Origin of the sequence: Streptomyces sp. LHD-70, from assembly GCF_031157275.1 — a bacterium.
In the GTDB taxonomy this organism is placed as follows: Bacteria; Actinomycetota; Actinomycetes; order Streptomycetales; family Streptomycetaceae; genus Streptomyces.
In genome coordinates, this window is sequence record NZ_JAVIFW010000003.1 from 76,705 (window position 1) to 99,641 (window position 22,937).

A 22,937-nucleotide genomic window follows, 5' to 3' on the forward strand; every position below is an offset into this window, starting at 1 on the left:
GCGGCCGGCGTCGGGCAGCTCGGTGCTGCGGTCTGGTCCTCGATCAATCGACATGGAGGAGCGTCCGGAGGTCCTCGCCCGCTCTGATCCGGCGGAGGAGCTCGGGTTCGGCCGCGTCGGAAAGCTCCGCCTGATGTACGACGACGGCCAGTGAGGACGCCGGCAGGGCGATCACCCCGTTGGCGTCGCCGAGGACGAAGTCCCCGGGAGTGACGCGGACGCCGCCGATGTGCACGGGAACCTGGCGTCGCTCCCGCCGGCCGTCCAGCCTTTTCGTGGTCAGGCAGCTGGTGCCGCGGGCGTAGACGGGCAGGCCGGAGTGCGCATCCCTGAGCGCTTCCACGTCGGTCACCACACCATCGACGACGATGCCCGCCGCCCCGCGTGCTCGTGCGGCAGCCACTGTGACGGCGCCGATAGGGGCGTGGGTATGGTTGCCGCCCATGTCGACGACCAGGACCTCGCCAGGGTTCAGCTCGACGAGAGCGCGGTTCACCGCTGTGGCGTCGGGTGCGTCCAGGGCGAGGGTGACGGCGGTCCCGACCATGCGCCGCCGTTGGCCGAGCTGCCGGACAGCCGAGCTGACGAAGCCCTCTTCGAGCAGATGGCCGAGGGTGGGGAGGTCGACGCAGCGGAGGCGTTCCAGTAGGTCCGCCGATGATCCGAGTCCGGCCGAGAGCGGAGAGATGGTCACTGGTCGGCCCCCGGCTTGACCACGGCGATGCAGTCGATCTCCAGGGATACGCCCCACAGCCCCACGCACACCGTCGTCCTCGCGGGCCGGCGGGCGGCGAAGTGCTTCTCGTACACCTCGTTGTAGGGGGCGAGCTGGTCCGGTGAGCTGAGGAAGGTGTTGACCTTGACGACGTGGTCGAGATCCGAACCCGCCGCAGTGAGAACGGCCTCGAGGTTGCGCAGCGTCTCCCGCACCTCGTCCTGGAACGTGCCGATCGACACCCCCGGCGCGGCGGGTATCTGACCTGTCGTGAAGACGAACCCGCCGGCGCAGGTCGCCTGGACGTAGGGGCCGACAGCGGCCGGGACGCCCGGTGCGGAGTCGATGCGCGTGATCTCGCTCATGCCTCGGCTCCCGTCAGGCGTGCGGCGGGCTGGGGCTCCAGGCCGGGCTCGTCGATGTCTCCGAACCGGGTCTCGGCCAGCAGGAGCAGGGCCAGCAGGGACAGGGAAGCGGCGCCAAGGATGTACCAGGCGATCGAGGAGCTGCTGCCGGTGAGCGTGAGCAGCCATGCGGTGATGGCGGGGGTTGCCGCGGAGCCCAGCAAGCCCGACAGCATGTAGGCGACCGAGAGCCCCGAATACCGCACTCGGGCGCCGAAGAGTTCCGCGAGGAAGGTCGCAATCGGCCCGTAGTTGGCGGAGAACGCGAGCATCATGAGTGCGTACGCGACAAAGACCAGGGGCACCGACCCGGTGTCCAGGAGCCAGAAGAACGGGAAGGCGAACACGGCCTCAGCGGCAATGCCCGCGTAGATGACGGGCTTGCGGCCGACGCGGTCGGACAGGCGGCCGAAGTACGGGATTGCCAGGAACGCGATGACGCAGGAGAGCATGACCGCCCACAGCATCAGGCCCTTTGAGTGGCCGAGGTCCTTGGTTCCGTAGCTCACGCCGGAGGCGACCAGCAGGGTGAAGGTCGAACCCGTGGACAGCGTCGTGACACCGCCCAGCAACACCTGGCGCCAGTGCCGGCGCATCAGCGCGACGAACGGGATCTTGGCCTTGGCCCCCTCCTGCCGGACTGCTTGGAAGGACGGCGTCTCCTCGATGTTCAGCCGGATGTAGATGCCGACGCCGACGAGGACCGCCGAGGCCAGGAACGGAATCCGCCACCCCCAGGAGAGCAGCGCAGCCTCGCTCAGGCCCGAAGCCACCAGCAGGAACGCGCCGTTGGCGAGCATCGTCCCGATGGGCACGCCGACTTGGACCATGGAACCGAAGAATCCGCGCCGGTGTTCGGGTGCGTGCTCGACGGTCATCAGTACGGCGCCGCCCCACTCACCCCCGAGCGCGAGGCCTTGCACCAGGCGCAGGCCGAGCAGCACCAGAGGCGCGGCAACTCCGATGGTGTTGTAGTCGGGGACGAGGCCGATGGCGAAGGTTGCCACGCCCATCGTCATCAGGGAGACCAGCAGCATGGACTTTCGTCCGACACGGTCGCCGAAGTGACCGAAGAATACGGCACCCACCATGCGTGCCAGGTACGCGGAGGCGAATGTCAAGAACGCCAGAATTGTACCGACTGCGCCGCCGAATTCAGGGAAGAATACTTTGTCGAACACCAGCGCAGAGGCTGTTCCGAACAGAAATAGGTCGTACCACTCGACCGTGGTTCCTATTACGCTGGCGACGGAGATTCTCCGCATCTTCTTCGCGTCGAGTTGGCTGTCGGCGGTTGCCGAGGAGCTGGACGGTGTCATGTGAACTCCGGTTGAGCAGAGAGATCGTCGGAGGTGAAGTGGGCGCCGTGCGGTTCGCCAACGGTGCCTCCGCGAGCTGGCTGGCCACAAGAAGCAGGAGCACATCGCCGCAGGCCGATGAGTGTGCAGTTGAACAATGAGTCACGTCGTAGCGCTGAAGCCCAAGTGAAGACTCCCCGTGACCGGCGACGTGTGTCGGCCCGGTCCTGTTCACCTGCACATCGCCGTGCCGTTTTCCGGGGGCTTACGCCTCGTGTCTTCCGGATCCAGGAAAGGAAAAATGGTCGGGTAACCACGGTCTCAACAAAAGGAATCAACTCCGATGTCGAACGCCGAATCACCTGAGCGCCCCCTTTCTGCGGGCCACCTGATCGTCGCGCAGCTGGAGCGTGAAGGAATCCAGCGGGTGTACGGCGTTCCCGGAGAGTCATTCCTTGACGTTCTCGACGGCCTGCACGACTCGCCGATCTCAACGGTGGTGACCCGGCACGAGGGTGGTGCGGGGTTCATGGCGTTGGCGGAGGGGAGGCTGACGGGGTTGCCCGGGGTGGCCATGGTCACCCGGGGCCCGGGCGCAGCGAACGCCTTCATCGCCGTCCATACCGCGTACCAGGACGCCACGCCGATGATCCTCTTCGTCGGGTTGATCCCGGTGGCCGATCGCGGACGGGAGGCGTTCCAGGAGTTCGACCTGAGCGGATGGTTCGGCAGCACAGCAAAGAAGGTCGTCATGCTGGACGACCCCGCTGCCGCGTCACGAGTCGTCGCTGAGAGCGTCCATACGGCGTGCAGTGGCCGGCCCGGGCCGGTGGTGATCGGCCTTCCCGAGGACGTTCTCACCCAGCCGACGGGCACGTCCCGCACGGTTCAGCCGCTCGAGGTGCCCCGGCCGCGCGTTGCCGAGGCGGACGTGAAGGAGCTGGTGCACCGGTTGGAGCGCGCGAAGCGGCCCCTCGTTGTGGTCGGGGGCGAGGGATGGACCGCCGAGAGCGGACAGGAACTCATCCGCTGGACGACGGATCACTCGATCCCCGTCCTCGCCGACTTCCGCGCCTACGACGCCGTCCCCCACGACCTCGAGGGTGCGGGGTCGTTCGTCGGCTCCCTCGGATACGGTCGCAGCGACCACGCGGCCCGGCTGCTCGACGAGGCCGACCTCACGGTCCTTCTCGGTACTCCGCGCGGCGACGTACTCAGCGACGGATACACGCGCGGACTGGACTCGGAGACCGTGCTCGTACTCCCCGGCGACGCACGCGGCCACTGCGGCCGCATCGACCAGTTCATCGCCGCCCACGCGCCGTCCCTCGCCCTCGATCTCGTCACCACACCTACAGCACCGGATGCCGATGTCGCCTGGTTCAAGGCCGCAAGGGTGGCCCACGACCGCTTCCGCACTCCCGTCCCCGAATCCGCCGCGGACAGCGCTCACGTCGACCTGACCGCGGTCATGGCTGTACTTCGGGAAGAGCTCGCACCCGATGCCGTCATCACCTACGGCGCAGGCAACCATGCCCTGTGGCCTGCCCGTTACCTCTCGCACGGGAGCCCGGCCTCGCTCATCGCACCACGCAACGGTGCCATGGGCATGGGAATACCGGCCGCCGTAGCCGCTGCACTCACATTCCCCGAACGCGAAGTTGTGTCCGTCGCGGGTGACGGCTGCTTCCTGATGAATGGTCAGGAAACGGCCACTGCAGTGGGGTACGGCGCAGCTTTCGTAGCTCTCGTCGTCGACAATGGCTGCTATGCGACGATCCGGGAGCACCAGGAGAACGCCTACCCGGACCGTCCGTCGGGCACCCATCTGACCAATCCGGACTTCGCGGCGTGGGCCCGCTCGTACGGCGCCTACGGCGAAACCGTGCGGTCGGCCGACGACTTCCGCGAGGCATACCGGCGCGCCCGCGCGAGCGGGCTCCCGGCGGTGCTCCACCTGGTCCAGGACCCCGCTGTCCGCGCGCCGGGGAGCGCAGACTGAGCCGCGATGTTGCGACCTTCGCCAGCCCGAAGGCGTCCTCGTCGCCGCGCACCATCGCAGTCAGCCACTGGTGAACTCGCGTACTCGCCCCCGGAGGTGATGGCGATCTTGCAAGGCTGGCGGTGGCCTCAAGTCCTGCGCCGGTCCTCGTGTGGTGGCGCGCGCCGCGCTGTGCCGAAGCCCGGCCTCGGATCGGTTCCGGGGCCGGGCTGGGGGCTGACAGGCCACGCGTGGTTCGCCGTTGGTGATGGGGCCGTTCAGTTGGTGAGGCATTTCGCAGCGCTGGCCTGGTCTCGTTCTGCTTGGTCGGCCACCTCTCGCTCGGCTGCGTCGAGTCGTGCCGCCAGGTTGGTCCGTGCTTCGGCGATCGCACCGCTGGCCAGAAGCTGAGCGAACCTCTTGTGCTCTGCGAAAGCTGCTTCGAAGTCCGCTTCGGTCGCGGTGATGACCAGTCGCAGTTGTCCATCAAGTGCCGGTGTGCTGCACCGACAGCAAGGAGATGCTGGGAGCCCAGAAGCGCGACTACTTCTGAGGCAGAGCAACTCGCGTACTGAACTCATGAGTTGAAGGAAGGCTGCGACCCTAACTTTGACGTGGGTCCGACTCTGCGGCGCAGTGCCCTCACGTGCATCGGGCCGGACTCCCGGGCAGAACGCCGGGCCGCCCTCGACACCCTGGGATGGAGCAGGAACTACCCCGGAACAAGACTGTGTTGGAGGCATGGAAAGCTCATCCGCGCCCTTGGTAACGATCTCCGAGGGCGCGGATTGACGCGTGTGGCCGACCCTGGTCGGGGGCGACCTCTCGCCGATGCGATACGTGAAAGCAAAACGGGGTCTGCGAGGCGAACCCAGAAGCAGATCCCTAGGCCAGTCGGATCGGCTTCAGTTCATCGAAGCGGTCGCCGGGGCCAGGGTTGGCGGCGCTGCTCTTGCCGCCCAGTTGGGTCATGACGCCCCAGACGGCGTTCAGGCCGGTCGTGACGGCGCCTTCGGCCCAGCCACCGGTCCATGACACGTCGTCACCCGCTAGGAAGATGCCGCGGTGGGCGGGGTCGAAGCGGTCTTGCATGAAGTGGGTGTAGAGGCGTTCCTGGTAGCGGTAGTGGCCGGGCAGGTTGTCGCTGAAAGCGCCCATGAAGTCAGGGTCGTCCTCCCAGGAGATGGTGACGGGCTCGCCGACGATGTGCGAGGCGATGTCGACGTTCGGGTAGATCTGCTTCAGGGAGTGCAGCATCAGCCGGACGCGCTCCTCGACATCGAGCGGCAGCCACTTCAATGCGTCGTCGTTCCAGGTGTACGAAAGGCAGATCAACGCCGGCTTGTCGGGGCCGTCGTCCAGCAGGTATGTGCCACGGGTCAGGCGGTCCGTGAGGGTTGTGCTGAGCACGTGCTGTCCGGTCTCCGGGTCGATGTCCTTCCAGAAGGGCCGGTCGACCACGACGAACGTCTTGGACGACTGCATGTAGTGCGTGCGCTCGATGGCAGTCCACAACTGGTGGCTGAACAGCGACTCGTCCGTATCGATTCGGGCGGACAGGAGCCACGACTGGCAGGTGGCGATGACTGCGGGATAGGCCGACGTTTTTCCCCATCGGTCGGTCACCTCGATATGACGGCCTGGCCCGTCGCCCGTCCGCCTGATCTTCCGCACCGCGCTGAGAGGCGAGCTGCCGTGCAGAGAGGCGAGGCTGGTCCCGGCCGGCCAGTGCGCCAGGTGCTCAGGGGCGTGCTGCCACAGGAGTTGGGGAAGGCGCTGCGCGCCGCCGAGAATGCGATGTTGGTCGTCCTCGGCTCCCACATAGACGACGCGCAAGATCTCGAGCATCGAGTCGGGGAAGTTGGTGTCCCAGCCGCCCGTGCCGAAGCCGACCAGCCCGAACGCTTCCCGGTACTCGAACGGGAGGGCGGAGAACGCCTTGGACGTGGCGAGGTAGTGCGACAGGGACATGTCGTCCAGTTGCGGCACCAGCTCGTTCCAGAGCTGCTTGATCGTGCCGTAGTCGCGGTCCGCTATCGCCCGTTGCATGGAGCCGAAGTGGGACCGCTCCACCAGACTGTCGTGCCAGGCAGCAGCGACGTCGTGGAACATCTGCGGCAGATCGGCGGCGGACTCGGCGTAGTGCTTGCGTCCGGCGATCTCGATCACGGTGCTGTCGGAGGCCGGGGTGAGGGGGTTCGGGAACGGCTTTGTGTCGAGGCCGAGCATGCCGATGTAGTGGAAGAGGGCGCGAGCGGACCGGGGGAACCGCATGCCTCCCAGGTCTGCCACCGGATGGTCGGTGCCCGCCTGACGTGCGCCACGCATCCGACCGCCGAGCTGGGCGGACTCGTAAACGACCGGTTTGAGGCCGAGCTTCATCAGCTCGTACGCGGCGACCAGACCGGACATGCCGGCGCCGACGACGGCGATCTCCGTGCCGTGGTGCTCGGGCGGGATCCAGCCGAGCCCGTCGGGGTGGGCCAGGTACTCGTCGTAGGGGAAGGGGAAGTCCGGGATCAGCATGCTGATCCCGCTGTGCGGGGGCGTGTTCACGGGCTGTCCTGAAGGTTCGTGCCGGGGACGGCCCGGCGCGGATCGGTTGTGCGAGAGAGGTCGTACGGAATGAAGGGGCGTTCTGAGACGTGGCGGTCAGCCGCGCCGGGAGAGGTAGTCGGTGTCGTGGCGCGCCGCGCGCAGAATGTGCCGGCTTACCTCGCCCACCACGAGTGCCTCACCGGACTCACCAGCCGCGACGCGTTTCCCATACGGGTCGCTGAGGCAGCTCAGTCCGGCGAAAGTGGGCCCGGCGTGGTTGGCGTATGCGATGAAGATCTGGCTCTCGAGTGCCCGCGTCGGCACCACCATGCCCGGCACGAGCCGGGTGTCGAACGGCGCGGGCCGACCGTCGACGGGCACCCGCAGCGGCACCGCCGTCGGTACGCACAGCAGCTCGGCGCCGGACAGCGCCACGTCACGGACGAACTCGGGGAACTCCACGTCGAAGCAGATGCCGAGCGCCACGCGGACGCCCCGCAGTTCAACGACCTGAGGCCGTAGCCTGCCGGGCGTGAAGAACGCGTTCTCCGCAGCCCCGAAGAGATGGGCCTTGTGGTACCTGCTCAGTTCCCGCCCGTTGCGGTCGAAGAGCGAGGCGCTGATGAAGCGTTCACCATCCTGGTGGTCGACGGTGGACGCCACGATCGCCACCCCAGCAGACCGCGCCACGGCCGCGAGCTGCTCCCGGTGACGGGAGCCGTCGTCGTCGGCTACGGCCGCCGGGCCGTAGCCGCTGGCGAACAGCTCCGGTGTCACCAGAAGCTCTGCACCGCGAGCGGTCGCCCGATGCGCGAATTTCTCGACAGTCGCCAGGTTGCGGCTGGCGTCGCCGACGATGCCGGTCGCCTGCATCACGGCCACCCGCACGGCTCCGGGCTCAGTCATCTAGCGCACCCTCGCACAGCCGCCGGACCACCTCGGTCAGCACGTCGACTCCGGAGCACAGGTCGCCGTCCTCGGTGAACTCGCCCTCGTTGTGGCTGATCCCGTCCTGGCTCGGGACGAACAACATGACCGTCGGCACGACGTCGTTCATGTTGATGGAGTCGTGTCCGGCCAGCGTGTACACGGGCCGGCTGGTGAGACCGAGGGAGTCGGCACACTCACGCGCCAGGTCCACACCGGCTGCCGGGTACGGACGGACACCCCAGGCATGAGCTCCGCGTACCTCGACCCGGACGTCGGCCTCGTCTTCAATGAGCTTGATGCCGTCGTCCAGCAGCTGCTTGGCCTCGGCGAGGATGTCCTCGTCGGCGGAGCGGAGATCCATGGTGAGATCGACCCGACGGGGAACGACGACGGGGGAGTTGGGCAGCACGGTGAGCTGTCCGACGGAGGTGTGGAGAGCGCCGGCGGGGTAGTGGTCGGCCAGCTGGCGCAGCAGCACCACCAGGCGGGAGGCCCCGAGCAGGGCGTCGCGGCGGTCGGCGATGACCGTGGACCCGGTGTGCGCCTGCTCGCCGTGCACGGTGACGGTGAACTTCTCCGCTGCCCAGCAGGAATGCACGAGCCCGATCGTGGTGCCGGAATCCTCGAGCGACCGACCCTGCTCGATGTGGATCTCCGCGCACGCGGCGGGCACCGGCCCGGTCCCCGACCCGGAGTGCCCGATGGCGCCGAGGGCATCGGCGACCGTCACGCCCGCCGCGTCCCGCGTGCTGAGGGCGTCCACCGCGGTCATCTTCCCGGTGAAGACCGAGCTGCCCATCATGGACGGGGCGAACCGGGAACCCTCTTCGTTGAACCAGTCCACAATGGCCAGGTTGTACTTCGGCCGATGACCGGGATCGTGGCCCTCGGCTAGCCGTCGGCCCGCATGCAGGGCTGCTGCGACCCCGTATGCCCCATCGAACTTGCCGGCGAGGGGCTGACTGTCGAGGTGGGAGCCGACCAGCACGTAGGGCGCACCGGGGTTCCACTCCAAGAGGCCGAAGATGTTTCCGATCGCGTCGACCTCGACCGTGAAGCCGTACTGGTTCAACAAGCTGGTGAACCAGGCCCGTGACTGGGCGTCGGCGACGGTCGCGGCCTGCCGGTCGACGCCTCCTCCGGGTGTCTCGCCGATCGCGCTGAGCGAGCGGAAGTCACGCAGGAACAGGTCTGCGTCGGAGCCCGTGGTGGTGTGCTTGAGGGTCATGTCTGCCTCCTCAGGAGAGAGTCTGGTCAAGGGAGTTCGGAGGGCCTCGGCGCGGAGGACCGGGCCCGGTCCTCCGCGAGGGCGAGGACGCGGCCGCGTACGCAGTACCAACCGAGAACGAGAGCGGGGACGATGAAGATCAGCGTGCCGATGGTGTAGGTCCCGACCGGGTAGTCGAAGACCATGAGGACGAGGACCCCGAAGAGGAACAGAAGCGTGAGGTAAGACGTCCAGGGGGCGCCGAACAGGCGGAACGCGGGTCGGGCCACCTTGCCCTGCTGGGACCAGCGATACAGCCGCAGTTGACAGAGGACGATCGTCGCCCACGTACAAAGGATCGCCAGGGCAGTCGCGTTGATCGCGATCTCGAATGCTTGCTCCGGGACGATTGCATTGAGCCCCACTCCGAGGAGCGCGAGCACTGCTGTGAAGAGGACCCCGCCGTACGGCACGCCCTGACGGCTGAGGCGGCCCATGAAGCGGGGAGCGGTGCCGGTGCGGGCCATCGAACGGTAGATGCGTCCCGTGGAGTACAGCCCCGCGTTCAGGCTGGACAGCGCCGCAGTGAGTACCACCAGATTCATCGCCCCGCCGGCTCCGGGGACACCGAGCTTGGTGAACACCGTGACGAACGGCGACTCGTTGGCCTGGTAGGAGTCGTACGGCAGCAGAAGTGCGAGCAGAACGGTCGAGCCGACATAGAACACCGCGATCCGCAGGATGACGGCGTTGACTGCGCGCGGCATCACCTTGGCCGGGTTCTTCGTCTCCCCGGCCGTGACGCCGATCAGGTCGATGCCGGCGTAGGCGAAAACGATGCCTTGCACGACGATCACCACGGGGAGGATTCCATTCGGCAGGATGCCGCCGTGCTCGGTCAGCACCGACACGCCCGTGCTCTGGCCGTCCGCCGGGAAGCCGGCGGCGAGGATGACGCCTCCGACGACGAGGAAGATGGCGATCGCCACCACCTTCACCAGGGCGAACCAGAACTCCAGCTCGCCGAAGAGGCGAACGGAGACGAGGTTGGCGCACGTCACGACGAGCAGTGCGGTGAGAGCAAGCAGCCATTGCGGGACGCTGGTCAGTGCCGGCCAGAAATGGAAATAGGTGGCGACCGCGGTGATGTCGACTATGGCAGTGAGCGCCCAGGATATCGAGTAGACCCAGCCGGATACGAAGGCGGCCTTCTCGCCGAAGAATTCACGCGCGTAGGAAACGAAAGAACCAGAATTTGGGCGATGAACAACCAACTCGCCTAGGGCCCGGAGGATGAAGAAGGCGAAGACCCCGCAGAGAGCGTAGACGATGGCCAGCGCCGGGCCTGCCGAGGCAAGTCGTCCCCCCGCTCCCAGGAAGAGTCCTGTACCGATCGCGCCCCCGATACCGATCATTTGTATCTGGCGGTGCGACAACCCCTTCTGGTATTCGGGTTCTTCGCTGTCGGAGCCTCTCGGTCGTGCTGTGTCCGTGCCCGTTTCCACAGCCACGAGTGCCTCCTTGTGTCGCCGTTGAACTGGGTGCGAACGGAAGGTTGCCAGCGGCCGTGTGAACCGACAATGAAATGCTGCACCGTGCGCGGAGCCAAAAATTAGGCGCATGCACAAAACTGCGGCGGGCGATCTCAGAGATGAGGGGTGATGTCCGCGCGTGCGAGCGGCGACGTAATATTTCGAGGCCCTGGGCGCCCATGGGAAGGAGACGTGCGTGACCGATGAGGACGAACGGCGATGGGACGGCCTCATCGAGCAGACGCGCGGTCGTTTGGGTGCGATGGTGGAACAGTTCCTCGCTCGCACGATGGCGGACCCGTCCTATGCCGATTCCGAACTGACGGCAGAGGATTTGCGCCGGGCGAGTGTGGAGTCGTTCACGGCGCTACTGGACAGTCTGTCTTCGGACGGGACCACTAATGGGCTCGCCGTCATCGCCGAATCGCTGGGCACCCGGCGCGCCCGACAGGCCGTTCCGCTGGACAGCCTGCTTCGCGCTGTCCGGTTGGACGCGACTGTGCTGTGGGAGCACCTGGCGGAGCCGTCGTCCGGGGTTGACCCGACTCTGCTCGTTCGCAACGCCGGACGGGTGTGGGGCACGGTGGACGAGTTCGTGCTGCATGTGCAGGACGCCTATCTCGCGGAACAACTGGCCATCGAACAGGCCAACGCCGATCTCCAAAGGCAGTACCTGTCCCAGCTGTTCGCGGCGACAAGGCCGACCGAGGCCGCCCTGGAGCGCATCGCCGGGGCGCTGCGCATCTCTCTGTCCGGAAATTTCTGCGTGGCCGCGGTCTCCCGTGACGACGGAGCAGTGGTGCGCCGGCGGATCCGCGGCAAGGCGCGGAGCGCGCATGCCTTCTTCGCCTACGACATGGGCCATCACACGCTGTTCGTCTGGCCGACAACCGAGGCTGCCCTGAGACGGCTGGTGGCCCCTGCGAAAGAACTCTTCGCCGACATGGCTGTCGCGGTCGCACCCGTGGCACGAGGGCTGGCGCGGGTGAGGGAGTCCGCTGCGGCTGCCCGAGAGATCATGATCGACCTACCGATGGACAGCTCGGGCGTGGCCACCTTGTCGGATCGGTGGCGGTCGGTCACTCGGCACCTTCTCGCCGGTGTGGGTTGCGACTTGGGCCAGATCGTCTTCCCACACCTGGAGAATTGCACGGATCTCGAGCGCAGGAAGATCTTGGAAACAGTCAGCACCTACCTGGACTCCGGGAGCTTGGGGGAGACGGGGCGGGTTCTGCACTGTCATCGCAACACTGTTCTGAATCGGCTGAATGCCTTCGAGAGGTACACAGGGCTGGACGTGCAGCGTCCCTACGACGCTGCGGCCGTGATCATCGCTCTGGAGAAGCACGGAGCACGGCCCTGACGGACGAAGCTGAGGAAGTCTAGGAGGGATTGCTTCCGGTGCCGGTTGCGCTGTTTTTCAGCGAGATGATCCAGAGTTGAATCCCCTGGCGCGACGTGGGTGAGACGCAGCTGCGAGGTGAACCGGCGTCAGAAAGCTGGAGGCGTCCGCGACCTCGCAAGTCAGCGTGGACTGGAGGATCATCCGCAGACTGACGGGCGGTCGTCCATAGCGGATCGCGTTCATCACGAGTTCGCTGACCATGAGCTCTGTGCTGAAGGCCAGGTCGTCCAGGTCCCAGGCGGCCAGCCGGTCGGTCGCGTAGGTGCGCGCGATTGAGGAGTTTGTCCGGCATCAGGTCGATGTCCGCGAGCGTGCGTACGGCCGTGCGCAGCCGCCCCATGATTGCGGAGGCATACAGACCACGGCCCACCACGTCGCCGATGACGAAGGCGATCCGGGCGCCGGAGAGCGGAATCACGTCGTACCAGTCGCCTCCCACACCCGCCCGTGCGCTGGAGGGCAGATAGCGGGCGGCCGTCTCCACAGCGCCGTGTCTGGGCATGCGGGTCGGGAGCACGCTCCGCTGGAGAGCCAGGGCGGTCGTGCGTTCATGGATGTACTGGCGGGCGTTGACATAGGTATGTGGAGATACCTATGTTGTCATACATGCTTCCTGGCAGTGCTCCCGAACAGCGCATCGACCGTGTGGCCTCCGAGCTCGCGGCGTGCCTGCCTGCGCTGCACCGGGCACTTGAGCGGCGGGTGGCAAGGGAGTACCCCCACCCCAAGCCGCCCGAGGGGCAGCTCGCGCTGCTGCGGTTCGTCGCGCAGCGCGAAGGCGCCACGGTCCGCGAGGCGGCCGATGCGCTGCTGATGAAGCCCAACAACGTCAGCGCCCTGGTCTCTCAACTCACGGAGCGGGGCGAACTGGAGCGCCGGCAGGACGCCGCCGACAAGCGGATCGCGCGCCTGCACCTCACGGCCTCCTCCCGGCAGCGGATCGCCGAGGTGACCGCCCTCGAAGAGGGGTACCTCCGCGAGGCGCTGCCGTCCCTCACCGAGGGCGAGATGGACGCGCTCGGTTCCGCCGTCCATGCGCTGAAGTCGCTGACGCGCCACCTTCACCCCACGGCGGGCTGACGGGGCAGGGGCGCCGGCTCACACATCCGCGTGTGCCGAGGCGTTTCGCCTTCCGTGTTCTTCCTGTGCCGAGGGCAGTTCCCATGGGGACTGCCCTCGGCACAGGCCCGTCCTGCCCTCGCCCCGTCCCCTTGTCGGCCGGCGGGGCCGCCCCCGTACCAGCTGTGGCAGTACCAGCTGTGGCAGCACCGGCTGTGACCGTGGCGATGCCGCGCTTCGTGCTGCTCGTACAGCCATCCCCTTCAAACTCCCTTCAAAAGAAACGGCCTCTTCATGGTGTCCATTTCCATGGGCAACTCCGCCCCGGCCACGGCTGCTCCCGAGCAGCCGAAGTCCGTGGGCCGCCGGGGCAATCCCTGGCTTGCTCTGATCGCGGTGTCGTTCGGCCTGCTCATGGTGCAGCTCGACGGCTCCGTCGTCGCCATCGCCAACCCGGCGATCGGCAAGGACCTCGGGGCGAGCACCGCGGAGCTGCAATGGGTCACCAACTCCTACCTGCTCGCCCTCGCGGCTTCGATGATCCTCGGCGGCAAGCTCGGTGACCGGTTCGGCCGGCGCTTCTACTACCTCTTGGGTGTCGGCGGATTCGTCGTCACCTCGGTCGCCATCGGACTCGCGAGCAGCGTCGAGGGTGTGATCGTCTTCCGTGCTCTGCAGGGTCTGTGCGGAGGCATCCTGATGCCCAACACCCTGGGCATCCTGCGCGCCGTGTTCCCGCCGAAGAAGTTCGCGCTCGCGGTGGGTATCTGGGGCATGGTCTCGGCCGTGTCGACCTCGCTCGGGCCGATCATCGGCGGCCTGCTCGTCGAACACGTCGACTGGACCTGGGTGTTCTACCTGAACGCGCCGATCGGCGTCGTCGCCCTGCTGTTCAGCATGGCGGTCCTCGCGGAGTCCAAGAGCTCCAGCGGACGGGAGCGCTTCGACATCGCGGGTGTCGTCCTGCTCGCCGCCGGTCTGCTTGCGCTCGTCTTCGGCATCGTCAAGGGCGAGACCTGGGGCTGGTCCTCCGTCGGAACCCTCGGTTCCATCGCCCTCGGCCTGGTGCTCCTGGTCCTCTTCTGCCGGTACGAGACCCGGCAGGAGCACCCGCTGCTGCCGATGCGCCTGTTCCGCAACCGTTCGCTGACCACCGGCGCGGTGATGACCCTGCTGAACTTCTTCGTGATGCTCGGCGGCATCTTCTTCATCATGCTGTACCTGCAGAACGTGCGCGGCTACACGCCTGTCGAGGCCGGTATCAGCACGCTGCCGATGTCGATCGCCTCGCTGTTCGCCTCCCCGATGGGCTCCCAACTGACCACCCGCTTCGGCCCGCGCGTCACCATCCCGCTGGGTCTGGTGCTCTCGGCCGCCGCCATGTTCTCTATGCTCACCTGGACCGTCGACTCGTCCTACGCGACCATGTGGCCGGCGTACGTCGCGATGGGTCTCGGCGTGGGCATCGTGCTGCCCGCCACCGCCGCGGCGATCATCGGCAACGCGCCGGTCAGGGACGGCGGTGTGGCGTCCGGCCTGCAGTCCACCATGCTGCAGATCGGTGGTGCGCTCGGCACCTCCGTGCTGGTCACCGTGATCGCGGGCAAGGTCGGTTCCTCGCTGTTCGGTGAGCTGACCCGCGCGGGCGTTCCGGTCTCCGTGGCCCACGAACTCGAGCAGGCCGAGGACGCCGTCACGATGGGGATCGCCCCGGTCTCCTCCGACATGACGGCACAGCTCAAGGCCGCGGTCGTAGAAGGCAGCGGCCAGGCCTTCGTGAGCGGTCTGCACTCCGCCGTCACCGTGACCGGCATCCTCTGCCTGATCGGCGCCGTCGTCGCCGTCGTCGGGATCAGGAGCCGCGCCGAGGAGGCGAAAGCCGGAGACGGGGACGTGGTGGTCGTCGCTGCTCATTGAGCACCGCCACCCGCGTGGGACGGCGCTGCCGGGGCGCGAATCGGCCCCGGCGGCGCCGTCCCGGAAGTGGAGCACGGCGTCGAACCGGTGGCTCGCCCGGCTTGCTCCACGTCGCGGCGGGTGACGGCGCCTCGCCCCGCTCGGCCGCGGACGGCTCGGCCGCTGACCGCCCGACCGCCCGCCCAGGCTCACCGCCGCTCGACCAGGTCCTCTTCCAGTGCGTGTGCCGCGGCGTTCAAGGTGGAGACCAGGGACTGGAGGTCGTGCGGGTCGTAGCGCACGCCGGGCATGGACACGGACAGGCCCGCCAGTGCGGTGCTGTCCCGGTCGCGCACCGTCACGCCGACGGCGACGAGGCCGCGTTCGGACCGCTCCCGGTTGACGGCGAAGCCGTTGCGGCGCAGTCGCCTCAGCTCGGTCCGCAGCGCGGAGAGGTCGGGGCGATCGCCGGGACGGTCGCGGTAGCGCTCGGGGGCGTACACCTCCTCCAGCTGCTCGTCGGGAAGTTCGGCGAGGAGCAGCAGTCCCGCCGTCGTGCGGTGGGCCGGGAACACCATGCCCTCCCTGGAGCCGACTCGCAGGGCCTGCCGGCACTCGACGCTGGCGATGAACCGTGCCGTGTCGCCGGTGCGGACGATCAGGTTCGCGGTCTCGTCCACGAGGCCGACGATCCGCTGCAAGTGGGGCAGGGCCGCCGTGCGCAGCCGCGACACCAGGGATTGGGAGTGCGCGGCCAGCTCCAGTACCGGGCCCGCGCGGTAGTGGCGGTCCTCGTCCTGCACGGCGAAGTCCCGGTAGACGAGCATCGCCAGGAGCCGGTGGGCGGTGGAGCGGGCGACTCCCAGCCGCTCGGCGATCTGCGAGACCGTCACGCCGCCCTCCATCTGCAGGATGGTCGCGGCTCGCAGTGCGTGATCGACACTCGCGATCGGGTAGGGCGGTGGCGTCTTGAGCGGTTTGTCCATGGCCTGCCTTCACGTTCGCGCCGTTACGCGTTCTGCGTTCTGCTCTCCAGAATCTACGTGTTCCGCTGAGCAGTTCGATCCACGCTGAGTCGCATGACTCAGTCCTCCATCGCCCACGCCACGGGTTCCCCGGTCCGGCTCCAGGCCGTCACGGCGGAGGGGCAGCCCGAGGTCACCCCGGCGCTCGAAGAGCTGTACCGGGGCTTCGAACAGGAACTGCTCGTCCCGTTGTGGACCGAGATCGGTGACCTGATGCCGGCCCACCCGCGCTCGCGCGCCGTCCCGCACGTGTGGCGCTGGGAACAGCTACGCGCGCTCGCGGCGCGGGCCGGCGACCTCGTCCCCGTCGGACGCGGCGGCGAGCGCCGCGCCATCGCGCTGGCCAACCCTTCGCTGGGCGGCCGACCGTTCGCCACGCCGACCCTGTGGGCCGCGATCCAGTACCTGATGCCGGGGGAGGACGCCCCGGAGCACCGGCACACACAGCACGCGTTCCGGTTCGTCGTCGAGGGGGAGGGCGTCTGGACGGTCGTCGGCGGCGACCCGGTGGCCATGCGACGCGGCGACTTCCTCCCGCAGGCAGGCTGGAACATGCACGCGCACCACAACGCCACCGCCGAGCCGATGGCCTGGATCGACGGTCTCGACATCCCGTTCCAGTACGGCACCGAGACCCAGTTCTTCGAGTACGGCCGGGACGAGATCGGCGACGCCGAGCGGATCACCCCCGAACGTTCGCGCTCCGAGCGGCTGTGGGGCCACCCCGGCCTGCGCCCGGTGTCCGCCCGCACCACCCGGCCCGGCTCACCCCTGCTGGCGTACCGCTGGGAGCACACCGACAGCGCCCTGAACGATCAACTCGCCCTGGAGGCCGAGGACTTCGAGGGAACCGTCGAGCCCGGCCACGCCGCCGTCCGGTTCAGCGACCCGGCCACGGGCGCCGACGTACTGCCCACCATCCGCGCCGAGATGCACCGCGTCGCGCGCGGCGCCGAGACCGCGCCGGTCCGCGAGACCGGCTCGTCCGTCTACCAGGTCTTCGATGGCTCCGGCACCGTCACCGTCGGCGAGAAGACCTGGTCCGTGACGCGCGGCGACCTGTTCGTCGTCCCCTCCTGGCAGCCGCTGTCCGTGCGCTCCGAAGCCGGTACCACCGACTCCGACTCCGGCGCCCTGGACCTGTTCCGCTTCAGCGACTCCCCGATCTTCGAGGCCCTCCGGCTCGACCGTACCCACGTGGAAGGAACCACCCGATGAAGCTCGCCACCCTGCGCACCGGCGGCGCCACCAAGGCCGTCCGGCTCGACGGCGACGTCCTGATCGACCTCGGCGTCCCGGACGTCGGCACCCTCCTCGCCCAGGACGACTGGGCCGATCGAGCCGCCGCGGCCACCGGACCGGCGTACGACGTGACCGGAGCCGACTTCGCGCCCCTGGTCCCGCAGCCCTCGAAGGTGATCTGTGTCGGCCTCAACTACCGCAACCACATTCAGGAGATGGGGCGGGACCTGCCCGAACACCCCACCCTGTTCGCGAAGTTCGCCGACGCGCTGATCGGCGCCGGCGACAACATCGCCCGGCCGGAGGAGACCGACGAGTTCGACTGGGAGGTCGAGCTCGCGGTGGTCGTCGGCAAGCGGGTGCGCCGCGCCCGGGGCGAGGAGGCCGAGCAGGCGATCGCCGGGTTCACCGTCCTGAACGACATCACCTGCCGGGACTGGCAGTTCCGTACCCGCGAGTGGCTGCAGGGCAAGATGTGGGACTCCAGCACCCCGGTCGGCCCCTACCTGGTCACACCCGAAGAGCTGCCCGGCGGCGTACGCCCCGCCCTCGACGTCCGCCTGACCGTGGACGGTGCGGTCATGCAGTCCGACACCACCGCCGACCTGCTCTTCGACCCGGTCGACCTGGTCGAGTACGTCTCGACGATCGTGCGCCTGAACCCGGGCGACATCATCGCCACCGGCACCCCGGGCGGTGTCGGTCACGCCCGCAAGCCTGCCCGCTACCTGCTGGGCGGTGAGACGGTCGTCGCCGAGATCGACGGCATCGGCCGCCTGGCGAACCGTGTCGTCAAGGAGAAGTCCGCCTGATGTCCCGCACGTTCGAGGAAGCCAGGCGCTGGGCGCGGCTCGGAACCGATCTGTTCGTCCGGGCGGCGGATATTGGTGAGGCCGGTCTTGACGCGCCGAGCGCGCTGCCCGGCTGGACCCGCAAGCATCTCGTCGCGCACGTCGCCGCCAACGCCGATGCCCTGGGCAACCTCGTCCACTGGGCGGCCACAGGCGACCGCAAGCCGATGTACTCCTCCCCGGAGGAGCGCGCCGCCGGGATCGAACGGGGCGCGGCCATGCCCGCCGCCGAACTGACCGCGTGGCTCCGCCGATCCGCGGACGAGCTGGCCGCGTCGACGGGCTCGCTCAGTGACGAGCAATGGCGGTCCCCGGTCGTCACAGCACAGGGCCGCACCGTGCCCGCCACCGAACTGCCCTGGATGCGTTCCCGTGAGGTGTGCGTCCACGCGGTCGACCTCGGTACCGGTCTGACCTTCGCCGCCCTGCCGACCGGCTTCCTCGCCGCGCTCTGCGACGACGTCGTGGCCAAGCGCGCCAAGGACGGCGGCCCCGCGCTGCTCCTGGAGGCCACCGACACCGGTGCTCGCTGGGAGCTCCCCGGGGAGGGCGAACCGGCCGGGCTCACCGCCCCCCTCCACGAGATCACGGCCTACCTGACCGGGCGCGAGCACGCCCTCACGGCCCCCGGCGGTGGTCCGGTGCCTGCCCTGGCTCGCTGGCTCTGACCGCCGGGCCCCACGAAGACTCCTGCCACCCGAACACACGAAGACTCCTGCCACCTGAACGCACGAAGACTCCTGCCACCCGAACACACGAAGACTCCTGCCACCCGAACACACGAAGACTCCTGCCACCCGAAGAAGAGACAGAGACGATGAACCCTGCGACCCCTCCCGCTGGCGACCAACCCGACGTGATCATCGTCGGAGGAGGCATCGGTGGCCTCAGCTCCGCGTTCGCCCTCGCCCGGCAGGGGTTGCGCGTGCGCGTCCTCGAACGGGCCCCGGAGTTCGGCGAGGTCGGCGCCGGCATCCAGATCGCGCCCAACTGCACCCGCATCCTCGACGAGTACGGCCTGCTCGACGAGGCCAAGGACCTGGGCGTACTCCCGGAGAACATGGTGATGCGCGACGCCCTCGACTCCCGGGAGCTGACCCGGCTCGACCTGCGGGACCTGGAGCGGCGCTACGGCTTCCCGTACATGGTGATCCACCGCAGCGACCTGCACGGCCTCTTTCTGCGCGCCTGTCAGCGGGCCGGTGTGGAACTGCTGACGGACCAGACGGTCGTGGACTACGAGCACACCGACGGCGGCGCCCGGGTCCATCTGGAGAACGGCCGGACCTACGAGGCGCCGGTGATCATCGCCGCCGACGGCCTGCATTCGGTGGCCCGGCGCAAACTGGTCGGCGACGACGTGGCCAGCTCCGACTACGTCGCCTATCGCGCGGCCGTCCCGATCGACCAGGTACGCGACAACGGCATCGCGGAGAAGGACGTCACCGTGTACGTCGGGCCGCGCTGCCACTTCGTGCAGTACGCCCTGCGCGGCGGCGACATGTTCAACCAGGTCGCCGTGTTCGAGTCGCCGAAGGCGCTCGCCGGGAAGGACGACTGGGGCACACCGGACGAGCTGGACGCGGCCTTCGCGGACACCTGCGACACCGTACGCAAGGGCATCCCGCTGATGTGGCGTGACCGCTGGTGGCAGATGCTCGACCGGGACCCGATCGAGACGTGGGTGCATGGCCGGATCGCCCTGCTCGGCGACGCCGCCCACCCGCCGCTGCAGTACATGGCGCAGGGCGCGATCATGGCGATCGAGGACGGCTGGGTCCTCGCCCAGCACGTCACCGGCCAGACTGCCGGAAACACTGGAAACGTCGGAGCACCGGACTGGGACGCCGTACTCGCCTCCTACGAAGCCGTCCGCGTCGAGCACTGCCGCCGGGTGCAGTCCACCGCCCGCGCGTGGGGCGAGCTCTGGCACCTGGACGGCGAACAGCGGCTGCAGCGCAACGCGATCATGCGTCAGCGTGACACCCACGACTACGACTTCACCGACTGGGTGTACGGCCCCACCGCGCTGTCCCCGGACGAGGAACCCGCGATGTTCACCCCGATCCCGCTGACCACGGCCGGAGGCGTCACCCAGTGAGCGACGCCTACCTCTCCATGCGGTGCTCCTCGCCGGACTGCCGGTGAGCGTGCCCGCCACCACCGTGAACCGGCTCTCCGGCTCCAGCCTGGACGCGGCGATCATCGCCTCGCGCACCCTGGAATCCGGCGATGCGGACATCGTCGTAACCGGTGGCGTGGAGTCCATGACCCGCGCACCCTGGGTGCTGCCCAAGCCGGACCGCGCCTACCCCGCCCGCGACGCCATGGCCGTCTCGACGACCCTGGGCGATACGGATCCCTGGCAACTCGCCGCCCTGAAGCCGTCGTTCCGCCCGGACGGGACGATCACGGCAGGCAATGCCTCCCCGCTGAGCGACGGCGCATCGGCCGTGCTCCTGGACACCGAGGCGGCAGCCGACCGCATCGGGCTGCGGCCCCTCGCCCGGATCGCGGGCCGCGGAGCGCATGCCGTCGAGCCGCGGATGTTCGGGTACGCACCCGTCGAGGCCGCCGGGTAGGCGCTGCGACGGGCCGGGATCGGCTGGGGTGACGTCGGCGCGGTCGAGCTGAACGAGGCGTTCGCGGTGCAGTCGCTCGCCTGCGTGGACGCCTGGGGCATCGACCCGGAGCTGGTCAACACCCGGGGTGGCGCCATCGCCCTCGGGCATCCGCTGGGCGCCTCGGGCGGCCGGCTCCTCGGCACCCTGGCGAAGGTGCTGCGCGAGCGGCGTGAACGCACTCGATCCCGGGCCACACGCCCGGATCGGTCGCCTACGCCGTCGACGGGCAGCGCTCGGTGTTCGTCGGCGACGCCGTGCAGGTCCACGGGGCCGCCAACGGCTTCCCCGGCTACGTGGACCCGGCCGCCTACCGCACCAGCCTGGAGTACGTGCGTGACGAGCTCCGGCCGCAGCACCTGTACCTGGGGCACCCGTACCGCCGCGCCGACGGCACGCCGTACGGCGTCGAGTTGGACGCCGCGCAGGCCCAGGAGGCCATCGCCCAGAGCATCGCCGTCGAGGGCAGTGTCGGGGAGGCGGCCTGCGGCTGTCTACGGGCCGGCCTGGAGGAGACAGATTCGCCGTACTCCCCGTTCGCCCGCGCCGCCGAGGAACTCGGCTACACCGGCGACCCCACGCTCGAGCCGTCGCCCTTCTTCACGTCGATGCACGGCTACCGCGAGCACCTCTCCCAGAACCCGCAGCACTCGTAACACAGGAGCTTCGCACTCATGACTGACTTCCAGACGATCCGGGCGGGCGAGCAGACGATCGCCGTCCGCAAGGACCTCCGGGTGCCGATGCGCGACGGCGTCGAACTCGCGGTGGACGCCTACGAGGGCCCGGACGACAAGCCGCGCCCTGCCCTCATCGCGATGAGCGCGTACGGCAAGGAGCTGCAGGCCCTCGCCCTCACCACCCCGCCGCAGCTGCGGCCCAGCCCGATGTGGGACGGCTGCATCGAGGCCGGTGACATCGCGCGCGTCGTCAAGGAGGACTACGTACACGTCATCGGTGACATGCGCGGGACCGGTGACTCCGGCGGCGTGATGATCGGCAACTACAACTTCGGCGGCGTCTCCCAGGGCCAGGACCTGTACGACCTCATCGAGTGGGTCGCCGCGCAGCCGTGGTGCGACGGCAACGTCGGCATGATCGGCATCTCCTACTTCGGCTCCATGCAGGTGCTCGCCGCCGCCGAACGGCCCCCGCACCTCAAGGCGATCTTCGTCAGCGGCGGCCACTACGACTTCTACGAGACCACCTACCACGGCGGCGTCATGTGGTTCATGCCGCGCGCCGCCCGTGAGGGACGCGGCGGCGACTCCGGCATCGCGCACACCGACGTCAAGTCCCGTATGCAGGAGGTGTATTCGCCCGAGGAGCTGAAGAAGCTCGTCGACGAGCGGCTGCGGGACCCGGACGTGGCGGCCTGGCCGAACCTCGTACACGTGCTCAAGTACCCGAAGAACCGCGAGTTCTGGTTCGACATCGTGATGAACCCGCTCGACGGCGACTGGTACGAGGAGCGCAACCCGATCACGCTGGCCGAGAACATCGACATTCCGGTCTACCTGCAGATCGACCAGGGGCGCGGCTGGACCCTGGACGGCCACATCGAGCTGTTCGACGTCCTGAAGGGGCCCAAGAAGCTGGACATCGGCTCCTACCCGCCGATGCAGTCGCGCCCCTGGGTCGAGGACACGACAAGATGTTCCGCTGGTACGAGTACTGGCTCAAACACGCCGCCCCCGACGGCTTCTACCAGGCACCGCTCACCGTCACCGACAAGGTCGAGGTCCTGAACTGGAGCACCGCGGCCTTCGAGGAGCCGACCGAGCTGATCGGCACCGGCGCGGCGCACCTGTTCGCGGAGATCGACCAGGACGACACCAACTTCATCCTGCGCATGTGGGACGAATCCTCGGGCGGCGCCCGCCAGTTGATCACCAGCGGCTACCTCAAGGCCTCGCACCGCGAGCTCGACGAGGAGCGCACCAGCGAGGGGAACCCGTACCACCCCCACACCCGTACGGTGCCGGTGGAGCCCGGGAAGATCGAGGAGTATGTGCTGCGGCTCTACCCGTTCGCCGCCACGTTCAAGGCCGGTCACCGCCTGGTGGTGGAGGTCTCGAACAACGAACCGCTGGCCGACGCGCACAACGCGCTGCTGCCCCCGGACGCCTTCCACCTGCCGGTGGGCCGCCCCGTCACCCACAAGATCTACCGCGACGCCGCGCACCCGTCCCGGCTCGTGCTGCCCTTCACGACGGTCACGAAGGCATGACCA

The 22,937-nt window shown here is 68.5% G+C and carries 20 protein-coding genes and 1 pseudogene; 12 read left to right on the plus strand and 9 right to left on the minus strand.

Annotated elements, in window-relative coordinates; all coding sequences use genetic code 11:
* Positions 1-43: 43 nt before the first annotated feature.
* From RCO28_RS08485 to RCO28_RS08495, 3 genes are read right to left on the minus strand one after another with little or no spacing between them, the layout of a single operon-like run.
* On the minus strand, positions 44-694 hold the full coding sequence (locus RCO28_RS08485; RefSeq protein ID WP_308940375.1) for an RraA family protein: 651 nt from the start codon (positions 692-694) through the stop codon (positions 44-46).
* Positions 691-1,080, minus strand: a complete 390-nt coding sequence (locus RCO28_RS08490; protein WP_308940376.1) for a RidA family protein — start codon at positions 1,078-1,080, stop codon at positions 691-693. The genes RCO28_RS08485 and RCO28_RS08490 overlap by 4 nt, the downstream gene beginning before the upstream one ends.
* Positions 1,077-2,438: an MFS transporter gene (locus tag RCO28_RS08495; protein WP_308940377.1), complete on the minus strand. Its 1,362-nt coding sequence runs from the start codon at positions 2,436-2,438 to the stop codon at positions 1,077-1,079. The genes RCO28_RS08490 and RCO28_RS08495 overlap by 4 nt, the downstream gene beginning before the upstream one ends.
* A gap of 322 nt (positions 2,439-2,760) precedes the next feature.
* Here RCO28_RS08495 and RCO28_RS08500 point away from each other — a divergent pair, with 322 nt between their 5' ends.
* The gene (locus RCO28_RS08500) at positions 2,761-4,419 is read left to right on the plus strand and encodes a thiamine pyrophosphate-dependent enzyme (RefSeq protein ID WP_308940378.1); all 1,659 of its coding nucleotides are present in this window, start codon (positions 2,761-2,763) and stop codon (positions 4,417-4,419) included.
* Positions 4,420-5,283: 864 nt separating this feature from the next.
* On the opposite strand, the gene RCO28_RS08505 is transcribed toward RCO28_RS08500, so the two are convergent.
* The 4 genes from RCO28_RS08505 to RCO28_RS08520 form a co-directional block, all read right to left on the minus strand.
* Complete coding sequence (locus tag RCO28_RS08505; protein ID WP_308940732.1) at positions 5,284-6,924, minus strand: NAD(P)/FAD-dependent oxidoreductase; 1,641 nt, start codon at positions 6,922-6,924, stop codon at positions 5,284-5,286.
* A gap of 126 nt (positions 6,925-7,050) precedes the next feature.
* Positions 7,051-7,842, minus strand: a complete 792-nt coding sequence (locus tag RCO28_RS08510) for a nitrilase-related carbon-nitrogen hydrolase (RefSeq protein WP_308940379.1) — start codon at positions 7,840-7,842, stop codon at positions 7,051-7,053.
* Positions 7,835-9,094: a M20 family metallo-hydrolase gene (locus tag RCO28_RS08515; protein WP_308940380.1), complete on the minus strand. Its 1,260-nt coding sequence runs from the start codon at positions 9,092-9,094 to the stop codon at positions 7,835-7,837. Before RCO28_RS08515 ends, RCO28_RS08510 begins: the two co-directional genes overlap by 8 nt.
* Before the next feature lie 26 nt (positions 9,095-9,120).
* Positions 9,121-10,584, minus strand: coding sequence for an amino acid permease (locus RCO28_RS08520; protein WP_308940381.1), 1,464 nt, complete (start codon positions 10,582-10,584; stop codon positions 9,121-9,123).
* 217 nt (positions 10,585-10,801) lie between these two features.
* Between RCO28_RS08520 and RCO28_RS08525 the strand changes: the two genes are divergently transcribed.
* Positions 10,802-11,968 (plus strand): helix-turn-helix domain-containing protein, encoded by a 1,167-nt coding sequence (locus RCO28_RS08525; protein WP_308940382.1) that lies wholly within the window; start codon positions 10,802-10,804, stop codon positions 11,966-11,968.
* Positions 11,969-11,987: 19 nt separating this feature from the next.
* On the opposite strand, the gene RCO28_RS39320 is transcribed toward RCO28_RS08525, so the two are convergent.
* Positions 11,988-12,494, minus strand: a complete 507-nt coding sequence (locus RCO28_RS39320; RefSeq protein ID WP_374991120.1) for a PP2C family protein-serine/threonine phosphatase — start codon at positions 12,492-12,494, stop codon at positions 11,988-11,990.
* Positions 12,495-12,616: 122 nt separating this feature from the next.
* Between RCO28_RS39320 and RCO28_RS08535 the strand changes: the two genes are divergently transcribed.
* Positions 12,617-13,090, plus strand: coding sequence for a MarR family transcriptional regulator (locus tag RCO28_RS08535; protein WP_308940383.1), 474 nt, complete (start codon positions 12,617-12,619; stop codon positions 13,088-13,090).
* Between the two features lie 273 nt (positions 13,091-13,363).
* Positions 13,364-14,986 carry an MFS transporter gene (locus RCO28_RS08540; protein ID WP_308940384.1) on the plus strand — a complete coding sequence of 541 codons (1,623 nt, stop codon included), beginning with the start codon at positions 13,364-13,366 and terminating at the stop codon, positions 14,984-14,986.
* Positions 14,987-15,174: 188 nt separating this feature from the next.
* Here RCO28_RS08540 and RCO28_RS08545 read toward each other — a convergent pair whose 3' ends face one another.
* Entirely contained in the window at positions 15,175-15,951 is a 777-nt protein-coding gene (locus RCO28_RS08545; RefSeq protein ID WP_308940385.1) for an IclR family transcriptional regulator, read from the minus strand.
* A gap of 93 nt (positions 15,952-16,044) precedes the next feature.
* Here RCO28_RS08545 and RCO28_RS08550 point away from each other — a divergent pair, with 93 nt between their 5' ends.
* From RCO28_RS08550 to RCO28_RS08585, 8 genes and pseudogenes are all read left to right on the plus strand, one after another.
* Positions 16,045-17,208 (plus strand): cupin domain-containing protein, encoded by a 1,164-nt coding sequence (locus RCO28_RS08550; RefSeq protein ID WP_308940386.1) that lies wholly within the window; start codon positions 16,045-16,047, stop codon positions 17,206-17,208.
* Positions 17,205-18,044 (plus strand): fumarylacetoacetate hydrolase family protein, encoded by an 840-nt coding sequence (locus RCO28_RS08555; protein WP_308940387.1) that lies wholly within the window; start codon positions 17,205-17,207, stop codon positions 18,042-18,044. The genes RCO28_RS08550 and RCO28_RS08555 overlap by 4 nt, the downstream gene beginning before the upstream one ends.
* Entirely contained in the window at positions 18,044-18,751 is a 708-nt protein-coding gene (locus RCO28_RS08560; RefSeq protein ID WP_308940388.1) for a maleylpyruvate isomerase family mycothiol-dependent enzyme, read from the plus strand. The genes RCO28_RS08555 and RCO28_RS08560 overlap by 1 nt, the downstream gene beginning before the upstream one ends.
* A gap of 188 nt (positions 18,752-18,939) precedes the next feature.
* On the plus strand, positions 18,940-20,184 hold the full coding sequence (locus RCO28_RS08565) for an FAD-dependent oxidoreductase (RefSeq protein WP_308940389.1): 1,245 nt from the start codon (positions 18,940-18,942) through the stop codon (positions 20,182-20,184).
* Positions 20,171-20,884: pseudogene (locus tag RCO28_RS08570) on the plus strand (thiolase family protein); the annotation flags it as partial. The gene RCO28_RS08565 and the pseudogene RCO28_RS08570, both read left to right, overlap by 14 nt.
* Positions 20,885-20,943: 59 nt before the next feature.
* Positions 20,944-21,360 carry a hypothetical protein gene (locus tag RCO28_RS08575; RefSeq protein WP_308940390.1) on the plus strand — a complete coding sequence of 139 codons (417 nt, stop codon included), beginning with the start codon at positions 20,944-20,946 and terminating at the stop codon, positions 21,358-21,360.
* A gap of 18 nt (positions 21,361-21,378) precedes the next feature.
* A complete protein-coding gene (locus RCO28_RS08580; protein WP_308940391.1) occupies positions 21,379-22,452 on the plus strand; it encodes a CocE/NonD family hydrolase in 1,074 nt (357 codons plus the stop codon).
* Complete coding sequence (locus RCO28_RS08585) at positions 22,359-22,934, plus strand: CocE/NonD family hydrolase C-terminal non-catalytic domain-containing protein (protein WP_308940392.1); 576 nt, start codon at positions 22,359-22,361, stop codon at positions 22,932-22,934. Before RCO28_RS08580 ends, RCO28_RS08585 begins: the two co-directional genes overlap by 94 nt.
* Positions 22,935-22,937: the final 3 nt, after the last annotated feature.